This is a genomic window from Pseudomaricurvus sp. HS19 (assembly GCF_009857815.1).
Lineage (GTDB): Bacteria > Pseudomonadota > Gammaproteobacteria > Pseudomonadales > Cellvibrionaceae > Pseudomaricurvus.
Window position 1 is genome coordinate 135491 of record NZ_WVVW01000001.1, and the last position, 16870, is coordinate 152360.

General features: G+C 60.6%; 13 protein-coding genes. 10 read left to right on the top strand and 3 right to left on the bottom strand.

Translation table 11 applies throughout. The features are described from left to right. Window positions 1–76: 76 nt before the first annotated feature. Entirely contained in the window at window positions 77–742 is a 666-nt protein-coding gene (locus GSF27_RS00545; RefSeq protein ID WP_160964651.1) for an SOS response-associated peptidase, read from the bottom strand. A gap of 73 nt (window positions 743–815) precedes the next feature. On the opposite strand from GSF27_RS00545, the gene GSF27_RS00550 reads away from it, so the two are divergent. The 7 genes from GSF27_RS00550 (at window position 816) to GSF27_RS00580 (ending at window position 9688) form a co-directional block, all read left to right on the top strand. Further along, window positions 816–1238 carry a hypothetical protein gene (locus GSF27_RS00550; RefSeq protein ID WP_160964653.1) on the top strand — a complete coding sequence of 141 codons (423 nt, stop codon included), beginning with the start codon at window positions 816–818 and terminating at the stop codon, window positions 1236–1238. 76 nt (window positions 1239–1314) lie between these two features. Next, window positions 1315–2637, top strand: coding sequence for an efflux RND transporter periplasmic adaptor subunit (locus GSF27_RS00555; protein WP_160964655.1), 1323 nt, complete (start codon window positions 1315–1317; stop codon window positions 2635–2637). Further along, complete coding sequence (locus GSF27_RS00560) at window positions 2634–5765, top strand: efflux RND transporter permease subunit (RefSeq protein WP_160964657.1); 3132 nt, start codon at window positions 2634–2636, stop codon at window positions 5763–5765. Before GSF27_RS00555 ends, GSF27_RS00560 begins: the two co-directional genes overlap by 4 nt. Before the next feature lie 134 nt (window positions 5766–5899). Beyond that, window positions 5900–6493 carry a GNAT family N-acetyltransferase gene (locus GSF27_RS00565; RefSeq protein ID WP_202410219.1) on the top strand — a complete coding sequence of 198 codons (594 nt, stop codon included), beginning with the start codon at window positions 5900–5902 and terminating at the stop codon, window positions 6491–6493. A gap of 26 nt (window positions 6494–6519) precedes the next feature. Next, window positions 6520–7410: a nitrilase-related carbon-nitrogen hydrolase gene (locus tag GSF27_RS00570; RefSeq protein ID WP_160964659.1), complete on the top strand. Its 891-nt coding sequence runs from the start codon at window positions 6520–6522 to the stop codon at window positions 7408–7410. 22 nt (window positions 7411–7432) lie between these two features. After that, window positions 7433–8497 (top strand): hypothetical protein, encoded by a 1065-nt coding sequence (locus GSF27_RS00575; RefSeq protein ID WP_160964661.1) that lies wholly within the window; start codon window positions 7433–7435, stop codon window positions 8495–8497. Between the two features lie 123 nt (window positions 8498–8620). Further along, window positions 8621–9688, top strand: coding sequence for a dihydrodipicolinate reductase (locus GSF27_RS00580; protein WP_160964663.1), 1068 nt, complete (start codon window positions 8621–8623; stop codon window positions 9686–9688). Window positions 9689–9715: 27 nt separating this feature from the next. Here GSF27_RS00580 and GSF27_RS00585 read toward each other — a convergent pair whose 3' ends face one another. Beyond that, window positions 9716–10546 (bottom strand): RimK family alpha-L-glutamate ligase, encoded by an 831-nt coding sequence (locus GSF27_RS00585; RefSeq protein WP_160964665.1) that lies wholly within the window; start codon window positions 10544–10546, stop codon window positions 9716–9718. A gap of 229 nt (window positions 10547–10775) precedes the next feature. Here GSF27_RS00585 and GSF27_RS00590 point away from each other — a divergent pair, with 229 nt between their 5' ends. Both GSF27_RS00590 and GSF27_RS00595 read left to right on the top strand, forming a co-directional pair. Beyond that, entirely contained in the window at window positions 10776–12878 is a 2103-nt protein-coding gene (locus GSF27_RS00590) for a TonB-dependent receptor (RefSeq protein ID WP_160964667.1), read from the top strand. Between the two features lie 34 nt (window positions 12879–12912). After that, window positions 12913–13974, top strand: coding sequence for a PepSY domain-containing protein (locus GSF27_RS00595; protein WP_160964669.1), 1062 nt, complete (start codon window positions 12913–12915; stop codon window positions 13972–13974). Window positions 13975–14178: 204 nt separating this feature from the next. Here GSF27_RS00595 and GSF27_RS00600 read toward each other — a convergent pair whose 3' ends face one another. Continuing rightward, window positions 14179–15435, bottom strand: a complete 1257-nt coding sequence (locus GSF27_RS00600; RefSeq protein WP_160964671.1) for a valine--pyruvate transaminase — start codon at window positions 15433–15435, stop codon at window positions 14179–14181. 189 nt (window positions 15436–15624) lie between these two features. Between GSF27_RS00600 and GSF27_RS00605 the strand changes: the two genes are divergently transcribed. Then, the gene (locus GSF27_RS00605) at window positions 15625–16785 is read left to right on the top strand and encodes a CaiB/BaiF CoA-transferase family protein (RefSeq protein ID WP_160964673.1); all 1161 of its coding nucleotides are present in this window, start codon (window positions 15625–15627) and stop codon (window positions 16783–16785) included. Window positions 16786–16870 lie beyond the last annotated feature (85 nt).

A 16870-nucleotide genomic window follows, 5' to 3' on the forward strand; every position in this document is an offset into this window, starting at 1 on the left:
CACCGGGGCCCGGGGATCACTAATTCCGGGCCAGGATGCCCATCATCGGTGCGTGGCTTTGTGTTGCGGCGGCAAGCTACAGCGGCTCCGGCAGTACCTTGTGGCGGGCGTTGTTGATACTGGTGTGTACCGGCCGGTAGCTGAGGGGGTAGGGGGCCTCCGGTTGCATCAGGGGTGCCAGCCGGGCCGTGGGCTGGGTGGTGTCCAGCCACAGGTCACAGCCGGCGCGATCCAGCATGACCGGCATGCGATTATGGATGACGCTGAGGGATTCACTGGCGGCCGTGGTGACAATACAGCAGGAGAGCAGCTCGTCGCCCCACAGATCCCACAGGCCGGCAAAGGCGATGGCGCCATCGGGGCGGAAGATTTCCCAGGGCTGTTTACTGCCGCCCTCCGTCTTCCACTCCACAAAAGACGTACAGGGTATGACGCAGCGCCTGTGACGGAAGGGACCCTTGAAGGCCCGGCTCTGCTCCAGGGTTTCGGCGCGGGCGTTGAACATGGAAAAGCGGGTGTCGGGCCCCGGTGACCAGGACGGTGTCAGCCACCAGCGGGCCGGGTGGCAGGAGCGCTGGCCCTCCGCTTCATAGATGATGGGCACACTTTCGGTGGGGGCGATGTTGTACTGGTTGGCCAGCGCCACGTTCGTGCCCAGCGCCTCCAGCAGGGACTGCAGGCCGGGAGTCTGGTTGATGTTAAAGCGACCGCACATGGTGATGGCCCGGGTAGCAAAGAACACAGATGTCAGTTGACCTTACTCCAAGGGGAAGGTTTATACTTCTTTCACTTGTGTCAGCCAGGTCAATTGCACCGTGTTGTATCCTCTCCGCCCTCTGGCGTCAAACCGCTTTCGTCGACTACCCCAGGCCAAACGCCTGTGGTTGCTGGCGTTATGCTGCCTGACCCTGTTGTCCGGGCAGTGGTGCCAGGCCAGTATGCAGGCGGCCAACACCGTTGCTGTGGTGTTGGAGCAGAGTGACAGCGGCCACGACTGCTGCCCTGAAGAGTTACAGCCGCCAGCCGCCGATGCCTGTGACCTCTGCGCCCAGGATTCAGCCCTGGATAAGCGTGCTGCTGCCGCGGCGGACACCCTGCCAATCCCCGTCTTTCTGGCACAGGCCTGGCTGCAGGTCAGCCCCGTAGCGCCACAACGTCTCACTCGCTATCCCGGTAGCGAGCCGCCCCAGCGTGGGCCACCGGCCCTGTTTCTGCTGTTTGATCGTTTTATCGAATAGATCCTGAACTCATTCCGGGAGGTGACTGCCCGGTTGCGGCGTCGCCATGTCGTTTTTGTGTTCAGGATTTACTGTTATGAAACTCTCCTCGTTTGTGTGGGGCGCCTGTGTCGGCGCCGTGCTGGCCGCCGCGTCTGCCTGGCTGCTGACTCCCCGCGAATTTGCACAAACCCAAATGTCTCCCGTGGCGGAGGAAAAGAGCACCGGGCGTCCTATTGCCTATTGGGTGGCGCCAATGGACCCCAACTATCGCCGTGACAAGCCCGGTAAATCCCCCATGGGGATGGACCTGGTGCCGGTCTACGAAGACGAGCAAGCCGTGGCCGCCGGTGAGGTGAAGGTGTCGCCGGCGGTAGTGAATAACCTCGGCGTTGCCCTCGGCCAGGTACAGCGCAGTCAGCTCAAACCGGTCATCGCCGCCTTTGGTGTGGTAGGCCACAACGAAGACAGCCGTGAACAGATGACGGTGCGTACCGAAGGCTGGGTGGAAAACCTGCAGGTGTTTGAAGTGGGTGAGCAGGTAACCAAGGGACAGAAGTTGTTCGACTTCTACTCGCCGGAGTTGCTGCACGCCCAGGACAACTACCTCAGTGCCCGCAACTCCCGCGACCCCGGTTTGATCCGTGGTGCACTGGGCCGTATGCGGGCGCTGGCGATTCCCGAGTTCCGTATTCGCCAGCTGGATAAATTGCCGCGCGGTTCACTGGTGCCGGAAAACATGCGCACACTGCCCTATGTGGCGCCCCGTGATGGTCACCTGGCGCAATTGAAAGTGCGTGATGGCAGTTACCTGACACCGTCCGAAATTGCCCTGGAGATGGTCTCCATCGACAGCGTGTGGGTGGTGGCGGAGGTGTTCGAACGGCACCTGTCCCGTATCCGGGTCGGACAGCAGGCGGTGATGACGCTGGACTATTTCCCCGGTCAGCGCTGGGAGGGGCAGGTGGAGTACATCTACCCCACCCTCGATGCTGCCACCCGCAGCCAGCGGGTGCGACTGCGCTTCGACAACAAGGATCACCGCCTCAAACCCAATATGTTTGCCAGGGTGGAGATTATCTCCAATGAATTTGAGGCCCTCACCGTGCCGCGGCAGGCGGTGATCCGCAGTGCCGGCGGTGACCGTGTGGTGCTTGGTCTGGGCGATGGCCGCTTCCGCTCGGTGGCGGTGGAGACGGGTTGGGAAGTGGGCGACCGCATCGTCATCCGGGAGGGTCTGGAAGAGGGGCAACAGGTGGTGGTCTCCGGCCAGTTCCTGCTGGATTCCGAGTCCAGCCTGGAGGCGGAAATGCTGCGCATGGATGACATGATTCCCGGTATGGAAGGTGAGGCCCCGGGCATGGACTCCGGCTCCGGGGGCATGGAACACGGGTCGCACAGTATGGAGAGCGGCTCATGATTCGCGCGATTATTCTGCAGGCGCTGGATAACCGCGTATTGGTGATGCTGGGGGCGTTGGCGCTGTTGTGTTTTGGCAGCTGGATTGTGCGGCAGACACCTGTGGATGCGTTGCCGGATCTCTCCGATGTGCAGGTGATCATCAAAACCGATTACGCCGGTCAGGCACCGGAAGTGGTGGAGGATCAGGTCACCTACCCGTTAACCACCGCCATGCTGGCGGTGCCGGGGGCCACCAATGTGCGTGGCATTTCCATGTACGGCACCTCCTATGTCTACGTGTTGTTCGAGGATGGCACTGATATGTATTGGGCGCGGGCGCGGGTACTGGAGTACCTGAGCCAGATGCCCGGGCGCCTGCCCGACGGTGCCAATCCGCAGCTGGGACCGGATGCCACCGGTGTGGGCTGGGTGTTCAGTTACGCCCTGATCGACAGCAGCGGCCAGCGCGACCTGGCACAACTGCGCAGCCTGCAGGACTGGTACCTGAAGCCGCAGCTGCAATCGGTGGCAGGCGTCAGCGAAGTGGCGACTGTCGGCGGCATGGTGCGCCAGTACCAGGTGGTGGCGGATCCCGACAAGCTGCGCGCCTACGGCGTGACCCTGCCGCAACTGCGGCGTTTGTTGAAAGCCGCTAACCAGGAGTCCGGTGCCAGTGTGATTGAAATGGCGGAAGCCGAGTACATGGTGCGCATGGGTGGCTATGTCAGCTCGGTGGGACAGTTAAAGGACCTGCCGCTAAAAGTCACCGCCGCCGGTATTCCGGTGCTGCTCTCCGACGTGGCGGATGTGCGGCTGGGACCGCAGATGCGTCGTGGTATCGCCGAGCTCAATGGTCTGGGGGAAGTGACCGGTGCCATGGTGGTGATGCGCTTTGGCGAAAACGCCAGCCGGGTTATCGCTGACGTCAAAGAGAAACTGGCACAGTTACAGGCGGGCCTGCCGGCCGGTGTGGAACTGGTCACCACCTATGACCGCTCGCAGCTGGTGCATGAGGCCGTGTTCAGCCTGACCTCCACACTGACCCTGCAGCTGATGATCGTGGTGCTGATCTGTGCACTGTTTTTGTGGCACTTCCGCTCGTCGCTGGTGGTGTTGGTCAGTTTGCCTTTGGGGGTGCTGGGCAGCTTTATGCTGATGTACTGGCAGGGGTTGAATGCCAATATCATGTCACTGGGTGGTATCGCCGTTGCTATCGGCTCCATGGTGGATGGCAGCATTGTGATGCTGGAAAACGCCCACAAGCAGCTGCAGCGTTTCCAGCAGCGCGAGGGGCGGGTGGCCAATCGCGAGGAGCACTGGTCGCTGGTGCGGGAGGCCAGTCTGGCGGTGGGGCCGGCGCTGTGTCTCTCCATGCTGATCGAGGCGGTGAGTTTTCTGCCGGTGCTGAGTTTGCAGGCGCAGGAGGGGCGACTGTTTGCACCGCTGGCCTATACCAAATCCTACGCCATGGTGGTGGCTGCCGGCCTCACCATTACCCTGATTCCGGTGCTGATCGGCTACTGGCTCAAGGGCCCCCTGCAGCCGGAGACACGCAACCCCTGTAACCGCGCCCTGCACGCCATCTACCGGCCTATGTTGCGGGCGGTGTTGGCGCGCCCCTGGGTAACTGTAGCGGTCAGTGTGCTGTTTCTGCTGTTAAGTGTGTGGCCATTGCGCCAACTGGGCAGCGAGTTTCTCGGCCCGCTGGATGAGGGTGACCTGATGTACATGCCCACCACCCAGGCGGCTATCTCCACCGGTGAGGCGCGACGTCTGCTGCAGATTACCGACAAACTGATCATGTCAGTGCCGGAGGTGGCCACAGTCTTTGGCAAGATTGGCCGCGCGGAAACCGCCACCGACCCGGCGCCGCTGACCATGATCGAAACCGTGATTCAGTTTAAACCGCGGGCGCAGTGGCGCCCCGGTATGACGCCGGAACGGTTGCGCCAGGAGCTGGATCAGCGGGTACGGTTGCCCGGTGTCAGCAACAGTTGGGTGATGCCCATCCGCACCCGGATCGATATGTTGGCGACCGGTATCAAAACACCCCTGGGGCTGGTGCTCACCGGGCCGGAGCTGGACGAGCTGGGACGTCTGGGGAGACGCCTGGAGGGCTTGCTCTCGCCACTGGATGGTGCCGTATCCGTCTACGCTGAACAGGTGAGCAGCAGTCGCTATATCCGGGTGGATATCGACCGCCTGAAGGCGGCCCGTTACGGCCTCAATATTGCCGACATCCACGACATTGCTGCAGTGGCGATCGGCGGTGAAGATGTCACGCAAACGGTGGAGGGGCTGGAGCGTTACCCGGTTAACCTGCGCTACCCACGGGACTACCGCGACAGCCTGAAAAAACTGCGCGACCTGCCGCTGCTGACGCCGCAGGGGCAGAGCATCACCCTCGCCGATGTGGCACAGGTGTATGTGGATGACGGGCCCAGCATGGTGCGTACGGAAAACAGTCGTCCGGCGGCGCGGGTCCTGATCGATGTGGAAGGGCGCTCGCTGGGAGACTTTGTGGCGCAGGCGCAGCAGCGCATCGACAGTGGTCTGCAGTTACCGCCCGGTTATGCGCTGGAGTGGAGCGGCCAGTACCAGTACATGCAGCGTGCGGCGGAGCGCTTGATGCTGATTGTGCCCATGACGTTGTTGCTGATTACGGTGCTGCTCTATCTCACTTTCCGCCGGGCCTTCGATGTGGCACTGGCGCTCACCATTGTGCCCTTTGCACTCTGTGGTGGTGTCTGGCTGTTGTGGTTACTGAGCTTCAATCTGTCGGTGGTGGTCGGTGTGGGCTTTATTGCGCTGGCAGGGGTGACGGTGGGCAATGGTGTGATGATGATGGTCTACCTTAACCAGGCACTGGAAGCGGCTGTGGCAGACACGCCTTTGTCCACGGTGATTATGGAAGGCGCCGTGCAGCGGGTGCGGCCGGTGATGATGACCGTGATTACCGTACTGCTGGGATTGTTGCCGGCCATGCTCTCAACAGGCACCGGCTCTGAGGTGATGCAGCGCATAGCCGCGCCCATGGTGGGCGGGATTGTCAGCTCCATGCTGATGACGCTGCTGGTAATTCCGGTGGTCTACCTGCTCTGGTTGCGTCGCCGTCAGGCCGGGGAGGGACTACCGGTAACGTCCTGACATCACTCGCCGGTGCCCGGTAAAATAACCGGGCACCGGTTACCTCCACAGGGGTAATCCCTGCGTCGGGGCGGCTGTGGTAAGGTTGCCCGTTTCGCGGCTGCTGCCGCCCGAACCCGTATGCCGGAGTGATTGTGACTGTTGAAGTAATCCCCTTGCGCGGCCGTGAGATCGAGCCATACATCCCCAGCCTGGCGGAACTGCGCATCGTCGTGTTCCGCGAGTTTCCCTATCTCTACGAAGGTGACGCTGCCTATGAAGCCCGTTACCTGTCCCACTATGCCGAGCACCCCGACAGCCTGTGTGTGATCGCCAAAGACGGAGAGCGTGTTGTGGGCGCGGCTACCGGCCTGTGGTTGCAGGACGCCGACGCTGACTTCCAGAGCTGCTTCCGCGATACCCCCTGGGCAGAACAGCGCTTTTTCTATTTTGGGGAGTCGGTGCTGTTAGCGGAGTACCGGGGGCAGGGGCTGGGGCACAGATTTTTCGACGAACGTGAAGCCCACGCCCGGGCGGTAGGCGCGGAGGTCACAGGCTTCTGTGCGGTGGAGCGTGCGCTGGATCATCCCGCCCGTCCCGGTGACTACCGTGACCTGCACGCCTTCTGGCGCAAGCGCGGTTATCGCCACTACCCGGAACTGAAAGTGGGTTTCAATTGGAAAGAGATCGGTCAGTCCGAATCTTCGCAGCAAACCATGTCCTTCTGGCTGCGCTCACTGGTGGACTAAACACGGCCAGCAACTGATTTACCTTTGTGACGGAACAGAAACAGATGCACTACACCATTGCGGCCTCCCAGCACCGCGTGCAGCCGGCTGACAGCTGGCAAACCTACTGCAATACCGTTATCGCACGACTCGATGCGCTGCCAGCCAGCGTCCAGATTGCGCTCTTCCCCGAGTACGGGGCGATAGAACTGAGCGCCATGTTCCCCGCCGGCCGCAGCGTTGCCGGGGAGCTGGCGGACCTGCAGCCGCTGTTGCCGGAGTTTGTGCAGTTCTACAGTGAGCAGGCGCAGAAGCGCGGCATGGTGATAGTGGCACCGGGACTGCTGGTGTTTAAGCCGGAGCTGAACAATTACGTGAACCGCAGTTGGGTGCTTTTCCCGGACGGGCAGGTGAGCTATCAGGACAAACAGCATCTCACCCAATACGAAACCTCTCCCATGGCCATAGCCCGCGGCGACACTCTGCACTGTTTCCACTGGCAGGGGCTGGGCTTTGCCGTGGCCATCTGTTATGACAGTGAATTCCCGCAGCAGGTGATGGCGCTGACCAACGCCGGTGCGGAACTGATACTGGTGCCGGCCTGCACCGACAAGCCAGCAGGTCACAGCCGGGTAGCGGTAAGCTGCCGCGCGCGGGCGCTGGAAAACCAGTGCTATGTACTGCAGGCGCCGCTGCGTGGCGAGGCGGACTGGAGTGAACTTATTGATGTGAACGTGGGACAGGCCGGACTCTACACGCCCATCGATATCGGTTTTACCGACGACGGCATTCAGGCGCTGGCAGCGGATGATGACGATTGGCTGGTCCAGGAGATTGATCCCGCCAGGTTGCAGCGGGTACGCAGCGGTGGGCAGGTGCTGAACTTTGCCGACCAGCAGTTGCCGCTACCGGCAACGGTAGTAAAGGTCACGGCATAACCTGCTGCGGGAGGGTCGGGGAGTGTTAGTCGAGGGAAGTGGATTGGGCACACTGCGGTTGCAGAATATTTTCGGTTGCAGCCAGCGGCTATTGCTGCTGGCAATTCTCACCTGCGCCGTTCCGCTGGCTGCCGCCAGAACCCTGAACGTGCCCAATGCAGAAGACCTGGCGCTGGTGGATGGCGGGCGCTGGGTGGTGGCCAGCAGCATGCCGGGCGGGGCGTTGTCACAGGGCGGTTTGTATGCGGTCAATGTCGCTACTGGTGACGCCCATAGAATTACACCGCTGCGGGACTCCGGGCTGCGCCGGGATCCGGCCTGCAGGGAGCCGGTAGCGGCCGGCCAACTGGCGCCCCATGGTATCAGCACCAGTGTGGCGAAAGATGGCAGCGAGTTGTTGTGGGTGGTGAACCACGGCGTCCGTGAGTCCATCGAAATCTACCGTATAAGTGGCGGGAAGACGTTGGGCCTGAGTTGGCAGGGGTGCCTGCTGCTGCCTGCAGGAGCCATGGGTAACGCCGTCGCTGTTGATGCACAGGGTCAGGTATTCGTCACCAACTACGGCGCCTCCATCAGCGGTACCCCAAAGACCGATCGCTGGATGGGTGACGTCCTGGTCTGGCAGCGGGGCAGGGGCTGGCAAGCGGTTGCCGGTAGCGACATCTTCGCCCCGAATGGTTTGCTGGTGAGTACGGATGGTCAGCAGTTGTACGTCAACTCCTGGGCGGCGGGGCAAGTGCTGCACCTGGATCGCGCCACCGGTGAGCGTCAAACCCTGACGCTGCCGTTCCTGCCGGATAATTTGCGCTGGGGAGCAGCAGGGGAAATAGTGGCGGCCGGGCTTTACGCCACCGCCACCGAAGTCGCCCGCTGCGTGATGGCCAGTGGGCCCTGTGAGCGGCATATTGCTACCGGCGCCGCGCTCATTGGAGTGACCGATTTCACGGTGAAGTGTCAGCGCAAAACCCCTCTGCACATGGGGACCGTGGCCCTGCGAGTGGCTGACGAGTTGTGGCTGGGGCCGGTGAGGGGAGACGCGATCCTGGCACTGGATGGCCGCTCCCCGGCGTGGGATCAGTGCCGCTAGCCTGTCCGGCCGCAGCGGGTTGGCCATGACAAACCTTTGCATTGCAGTGATTGCAATTCCCAAGTGATCACGTGATCATTTATGCCTTTCCAGATAACTGAATAACAACAGGAAGATAAGGTTATGACGCTCTCCGCCCATTCCCCCTCCTCACCGTCCCGGCCACTCAAGGTAGTGCAGTGGGCTACCGGTAATATCGGCCTTCGTTCCCTGATGATGGTGCTGGATCACCCGCACCTGGAGCTGGTGGGCCTGTATGTCTACTCCGACAGCAAGGCCGGGAAGGATGCCGGTGAGATCTGTGGCCGGGCGCCGGTGGGGGTAATTGCCACCAACAAGATCGGGGATATCAAGGCACTGGGTGCCGATTGCGTGCTCTATATGCCGCAGGGTTGTGACTACGATGAAATCTGCGAGCTGTTGGCCTCTGGCTGTAATGTGGTCACCACACGGGTGGAATTCCACATGCCGGAGCTGCTGGAAGCGGACCTGCGCCAGCGCCTGTTGAGCGCCTGTGAAACTGGCGGCACATCTATCTACAGCACCGGTTCCAGCCCCGGTTTTATTACCGAGGCACTGCCCATCCCCATGCTCTCCCTGCAGCGTCGCCTGGACTGCCTGATCATCGACGAGTTCGCCGATGTCAGCAGCCGCAACTCACCGGACATGATCTACAAGATCATGGGCTTTGGTGCGCCACCCTATGAATTCGGTGCAGAGCGCCTGGAGCATGTGAAACACGGCTTTGGCCTCTCCCTCAGCCAGCTGGCCAAGGCTATTGGCCTGGAGCTGGACGAAGTGACCGTCAGCGGGGAAGTGGGCGCTCTCAATGACACCATTCACATCGCCGCCGGTGAGGTGAAGGCGGGTACGGTGGGTGCCCAGCGCATTACCGTTTCCGGCATGCGCAACGGCAAAGCGCTGATGAAGATGCGCCTCAACTGGTACGTGGGCACCGACACCGACAAGGGCTGGGACTTGCGCGAGACCGGCTGGCGGGTGCAGGTGCAGGGTGACACACCACTGGATATGAGCATTACCTTCCCGATTAAGGAGGAGGATATGGCGGCCACTACCCCGGGCCTGACCGCTCACCGGGCTGTGAATGCCGTTGAGGTGGTGTGTGCTGCCGCGCCGGGTATTCGTACCACCGTGGACCTGCCACAGGTCATTGCTTACCTGGGCGATTAATCCTCATTGCGCCGGAGATCGGGCAACTTAAACCGCCAGGGTGAAGTTGTCCGATGACTCCGGGTCCCAGGGGGTGTGGTCGCTGCTGTGCTGTTGCAGGTAACGCAGCATGGCGTCAGTAATGGCGCGGCCACCACCGGGAATACCCTGGTTGCCAAACAGACGGTTGAACTCCAGCAGGTAGGGATGGCCGTCCACCATGGCGATATCAAAACCCGCATGATTGATGTTCAGTTTGCGCGCCAGTTGTTGCACATAGTCGATGGCCGCCGCCGGTACATCGTCATAGCTGACATGCCCCCCGCGGGACACATTGGTGTGAAAACTCCTCTCTGACTGGTGGCGCCAGTAGGCGGCAATCACCTCGTTACCCACCATTACAATGCGTAGATCGCGGTCGATGGGCAGGTGCTCCTGCACATACAGGCTGTCGGCGCGCTGCCGGTACTCAAGCCACTGCTGCCGGTCTTCAATCAGCCACACACCTTCTCCCTGGCTGGCCTTGGCCAGCTTCGCCACAAACGGCAATTCCATCGCCTGCCACAGGTGCCCGGCATCACTGTCGTTGTTGGCCGCAATTAGGGTGCGGGGCAGGTTGGAGGGGGTCAGCAGTTGAATGGCGCGGGTCATCTCGATCTTGTTGTGACCGATACGGTAGGTGGATTCGCTGGGAAATATACGGCTGTTGAGGCTGTAGAGCAGCCCGTTGAGCTGCCAGTACTCGGGGAAGAGTACCCAGTCGGCGGCTTCGATCTGCGCCTGGTATTTCTCCGGGTGTCGCTGAAAGCTTTCGGGCTTGATGAAGGTGGTGTTGGGCAGGCCCAGGGTGCGGAACAGATTGAAGGATACCAGCTGCATGATGTGGTGTAAGAGGTCCCGGGCCCCTGTAAAAGGTGCGGCAGTTTGTGCGAAAGGATCAGGATCTGACAACTGCCGTTTTTTGATCTGGCAGCAAAATTCTCTTATGTGTCCAATTGGTAAAATACATACTAATCTAGTTGATAATCGTTATCATTATATATAAAGTTGCACCTGATTTTATGCGCCACGTCCGGGGGCTGGCGCGTTTGGACCAAGGTGTGACTCTATGAAAACTTCCCGCGTCGTTTCCCAGGCGGCACTGCTGTGTGGTGCCGTCTTTGCCGTGGATCTGCTGGCTGCAGCCATTTCCGAGGAGGTGGTAGTTACCGCCGCCCGTATCGAAAAACCGCTTAATACCATCCCCAACACTGTCACCATTATCAGTGAGCTGGATCTGCAGCAGCAGCTGGCGGTCTCCAATGACCTGTCTTCTGTGCTCGGTAACCTGGTACCCAGCTTCTCGCCCAGCCGACAGAAGATGACCAGCGCTGGGGAGAGCCTGCGGGGACGCAAGCCGCTCTATATGATTGACGGGATTCCGCAGTCCAACCCGCTGCGCAACGGCGGTCGTGACGGCCATACTATCGATCCCCACTTGCTGGAGCGGGTGGAGGTTCTGCACGGTGCCAACGCCATCCACGGCCTCGGCGCGGCAGGAGGAATTATCAACCTGATTACCAAAAAGCCGTCGGATGAGCTGGAGCAAAGCATTCGGGTTGAGACCGGGTTCCAGTCGGAAGATGTTGGCGACAGTGCTGACTACGGGGTCAGCTACAGCGTCTCCAACCGTTTTGATCAGGCGGATGTGCTGGCCAGCGTCAGCTACCGCAGCAGCGGGCTGGCCTACGACGCCAATGGCGACATCATCGGCGTCGATAATACCCAGGGCGATACCATGGATTCCGAGTCCCTGGACCTGTTCCTGAAGACCGGTTACAACTGGGACAATCAGCGCCTGGAGCTGATGGTCAACCGCTACGATATCGAAGGTAACAACGAATACATCTCCGTTGCCGGCGACGTGGATGCCGATATCCCCAGCAGTGCGGTAAAAGGTGAAATTGACGGCGAGGGGGCGCGCAACAAGGTGATGACCTCAAGCCTGACCTACAGCCACGATGATCTGCTTAGCCACAGCCTGCGAGTACAGGCCTTCCGCCAGGATTTCGAAGCAACTTACGGTGCGGAAGTGAATCCTCTGGCGACTTTCCAGGATCCTGCCTATGGCCCCGGTCTGTTGGACCAGTCGCAGAACAACTCCGAGAAAACCGGGCTCAAGATTACCCTCGCCAAAGAGAGTGTCGCTGGCCTGCCGGTGAGCCTGATTTACGGTGTGGACCTGCTGGAGGATGAAACCTGGCAGGCGCTGATCCAGACCGGGCGTACCTGGGTGCCCGAAACCCGCTACGAAAATGTTGCACCCTACCTGCAGGCCGAGTTTACCGGCATTGAGCGTCTGACCGTTACCACGGGCGTGCGTTACGAGAAGTCACGCCTTGAAGTGGATGATTTCACCACACTGGCATCCTATGGCAGTCAGTTTGTGGAGGGGGGTGATCCTGATTTCTCCGAGACTCTTTACAACTACGGTGCCACCTACAAATTCGACAGTGGCTGGCGCGTGTTTGCCAACTACGCCGAAGCTTTCTCCATGCCCGATGTGGGTCGTGTGTTGCGAGGTATTAATACACCGGGCCAGAGTGTGGAGACCTTCCTTGATCTCGAACCCATTCTCACAGAGAACACCGAACTTGGGGTGGAGTACGAAGGCGGCGACCTGCATATGCAACTCAGCTATTACGCCTCCGATTCGGATTTTGGTCAGCGCCTGCAGCGAGGCGTCGACGGTATTTACACCGTGAAGCGTGAGCAGACCGAGGTGGACGGTATCGAGTTCCGGGTTGACTGGAGTGCGACCGATGTCGACCTGCTGGGCCTGCGTTACGCCGGCGCTGACGGGCGCTATGACTCCGATCAGGACGGCAAGGTGGACAGCGACCTGGGCGGTACCAACATTGCGCCGGATCGCATTAATGCCAGCTGGCAGCGCAGCTGGACCGATATTCTCAGCACCCGCCTGCAGGTCAGTTACCTGATGGATCGCAAGTTCCGCAACAGCGATGATGAGGTGGTTAACGAGTTTGAGGGTTACACCACGGTCGACCTGACGACAGACCTGGAGCTGTTCGAGGGACGCCTTAGTTTCGGTGTGCAGAACCTTACCAATCGCGATTACTACACCTACTACTCCCAGGTCAGCCCCAACGATGTGCGCAACTTCAAGGGTATGGGGCGCAGCTTCACCCTCTCTTACCAACGCAGTTTCTGAATGTGGGAAGTTGTGGTTGTGAGGTGTGACGGCTATGCCACGTAAGCGCGGGTTATGGTTCTGGCATCGCTGGCTCGGTGTCCTGACACTGGTCATGCTGCTGGTGACTGCTGTCAGTGGCGCATTGCTGGTCTACAAGCAACCGCTGCTGCGCCTGCTGGTGGCAGAAGGGGCAACGCTGCCGGCGGGCTTTGACCGCCAGGCACTGTTGCAGGAACTGGATCGCCTGGCAGAGACGCTGCCAGCCGATGAGCCGGTACTGATCAAGGCTCCCAGCGACGAAGAACCTTACTGGACCCTGCGCTACAGTGGCGTCACGCCAGAGCTTTACGCCATAGGCAGTTTGCAGCGGTACGAGGCCAACCCCTGGCTCGGTGACCTGATGGCGTGGTTGTTTCGCCTGCACACCGAGCTGTTGCTGGGTGAGCCGGGTGAGTGGTTGTTATTGATCGCCGCCTTCGGCGGTGTTGTGCTGGCTGTTACCGGCGTGGTGTTGTGGTGGCCAGCCCGGCGGGGTTTTCGCTGGCGCATGGCGCTGCCCTGGCCGATTCGCAGGCCGCTGATGCTGCACTATCACCGCCATGCCGGTGTAGTGGCTGCACTGCCACTGTTGCTGGTGCTGCTGACGGCAGCAGTGATGATGTGGCAAATCATGATTAAGCCGCTACTGCCACCGCTCGCCGAGACCACGCAGCCCATGCCCCGATCACTGCTCGCAAGCGAATCCTCAGCAGGGCACGGGATCTCAGCATCCGCTGCCATGATGGCGGCCTGGTCAGTGATGGCCGATGGCTGGCCGAGTTATATTCGTTTGCCGCAGGGTGACAATAACCAATACCGGATTCGCTTCCGCCTGCCGGGCGAGTGGCATCCCAACGGTCGCACGTCGGTGACTCTGGATGTGGACGGTGAAACGTTGCGGGTCACACAGCGGGCGGATGAGGTATCGTCACCGCGTCGTTTGTTGAATGCGGTTTATCCGCTGCACAGTGGCCACGGCATGAACAGCGTGTACGCCCTGTTGGTATTCCTGGCGGGGTTGTTTCTGCTGTGGTCCTGTGTGACCGGATTTGTGAGTTGGCGGCGGCGGAGATAGGGTAGGGTTCAGGACGCTTCGCTACAGGATTCAGGACGCTGCGCTACAGGATTCAGGACGCTGCGCTACAGGATTCAGGACGCTGCGCTACAGGTGTTGTAGGGCGATCTTTTAACTGTAGCGCAGCGTCCTGAATCCTGTAGCGCAGCGTCCTGAATCCTGTAGCGCAGCGTCCTGAATCCTGTAGCGAAGCGTCCTGTTTACCTAACCTTCCTCATAAGCCCGCGCCACTTCCTCGGCAATAATCTTCACACCCTGTTGTACCGTGGCTTCATCCTGCGCATAGGAGACGCGGATACACTCGTGCTTGTGCTGCCAGCCATCGCCAATTCCGATAAAGAAATTGTGGCCTGGAACCACCAGTACGCCGCGCTGCTTCAGTCGCTCATACAACTCCTGACTGGTAATGGGCAAGCCTTCAAACCAGAGCCAGAGGAATATCGCCCCTTCCGGTTTGTGGATGTGGTATGGCAGGTCTCCGAGGGCCTGGCGGAACCACTGCAGGGTCTGTTGTGAACGCTGCTGGTAGAAGGGGGTGACGTGTTGGCGGGTCAGGGTCAGGATCTCGCCGCTGCTGAACAGGCCTCTGGTTAACGCCGGACCCAGATTGCCGCAGGCCAGGTTCACAATGGTGTTGGCGTTGGTGTAGGCCTGGATAATCTCTTCCCGGGCGACGATGATGCCGGTGCGCACACCGGGCAGGCCCAGCTTGGAGAGGCTTAGTGCCAGCACGGTGTTGTCGTTCCAGTGGGGGCGGGCGTCGTTGAAAACGATAGACGGGAAGGGCAGTCCATAGGCGCCATCAATAATCAACGGGATATCGCGCTCGCGGGCCAGCTCATCCAGGTGCGCTACCTCCTCATCGGTCAGTACGTTACCGGTGGGGTTGGTGGGGCGTGAGACGCAGAGGGCGCCGGCACTCTTCTTTACTTCCAGCTGGGAGAAGTCCACGTGGTATTTAAACTGCTGGTCTCCAAGGCGCTCAATGCTGGGGCGGGTGGCGGTGAAAAACTGCTCGCTCAATCCCACATCCCCATAACCCAGGTATTCCGGTGACAACGGCAGGTGAATGCTGCGGTGGCTGCCATCGGGCATCTCCCCGGCAAACATATTGAGCAGCACGAAAAACGCCGCCTGGCTGCCATTGGCCACGGCGATATTGTTGGCGGTAACCGGCCAGTCGAACTGCTGGCGCAGGAAGCCCGCGACCTCTGCACGAAAATCCCGCTCACCCTGGGGTGACTGATAGATTCCCAGCAGTTTGTGGCGCTGCTCGCTGGAATCCAGCAGTTGCTGCAGCCGCAGGCTGAAGGCTTTCTCGATAGCAGGCAGCTGCGCCGGATTGCCACCGCCCATGAACAGCATGTCCGGATTTTCGTTCAGGGCTGAACCCAGGTCGTCCATCAGTTCGATGATGCCGGTTCTGCCGGTGAATTTTTCGCCAAAGGCCGAGAGTTTCATAAGTGTCTCGCAGGGCTGGGAGGTATGGGGTCGATTGTAGTAGTACCGTGCCCCAACAGAAAGCACTGCAGTGACAGTTTTGGACCGTTTTGGCGATGCAAGCGGGCATTGTTGCTGCTACCCCTATGGGGGAGAATGGGCCAGATTCGGGCCGGAACAGGCCACATTTTACTCAGAGAGGAGGGTGATATGAGCAAAGGACCACTGGCGGGTATCAAAGTCGTGGAGATGGCAGGCATCGGGCCTGCACCCTGTGCCGGCATGATGCTGGCGGACATGGGGGCAGAGGTGATTCTGATCGACCGCAAGGTGGCCAATGCCAACGCTGCCAACCTGGGTACCGGCGATGACCCCAACCAATCCTTTTTTAACCGTGGCAAGAAGTCCCTGGCGGTCAACCTGAAGAGTGCTGAAGGTATCGAAGCGGTACTGAAGCTGATCGACAGCGCCGACGTACTGCTGGAAGGCTTCCGTCCCGGCGTTATGGAACGCCTTGGCCTGGGGCCTGAGGTGTGTCACGCCCGCAACCCGAAACTGGTTTACGGCCGCATGACCGGCTGGGGCCAGACCGGTCCACTGGCCCATGCCGCTGGCCACGATCCCAACTATATCGGTGTCTCCGGCGCGCTTTACTACGGTGGTCGCGAGAACCATCCCCCCACGGCACCGCTGACCCTGGTGGGTGACCTGGGTGGCGGCACCATGGTGCTGGCCTGGGGTGTCATCTGTGCGGTGCTGGATGCCCAGCGCAACGGCAAGGGGCAGGTGGTGGACGCCGCCATTACCGACGGTTCTGCCTATATCTCCAGCCTGCTGATGCTGATGCGTAACACCGGCCAGATCCGCGATGACAAGCTGCAGACTGGCTGGGCCGATGGTGCGGCTCCCTGGAACGACACCTATCAGTGTGCCGATGGCAATTACATCACCGTCTGTCCGCTGGAGCCGGGCTTCTACAAGCTGTTCCTGGACAAGCTGGGGCTGGCTGACAATCCCGCCTTTGCTGACCAGTGGGACGCTGCCAGCTGGCCGGAGGGGCGTCGTATCCTCACCGAGCTGTTTGCCGGCAAAACCCGTGAGCAGTGGTGCGAGGAGCTTGAGGGTACCGATGTCTGCTTTGGTCCGGTGCTGAGCTTCGCCGAGGCTGCCGAACACCCACACAACAAGGCCCGCGGTACCTTCCTTGAGATCAACGGTGTGCCGCAGCCGGCGCCAGCGCCCAAACTGAGCGGCTACACCCCTGACATCAAGCCGTGTCCGGAGATCGGCGCTCACTCCGACGAGGTGCTTACCGGTGCCGGGATGGACGCGGCTGCCATCGCCCAACTGAAAGAGCTGGGAGTGATCTGATCCTGCGCTTCCCGCAGGTTTGACCTCTGGCAGTTATAGCCTCTGGCAATTATCACCTGGCAACTCCCGTTCGGGGGTTGCCGGC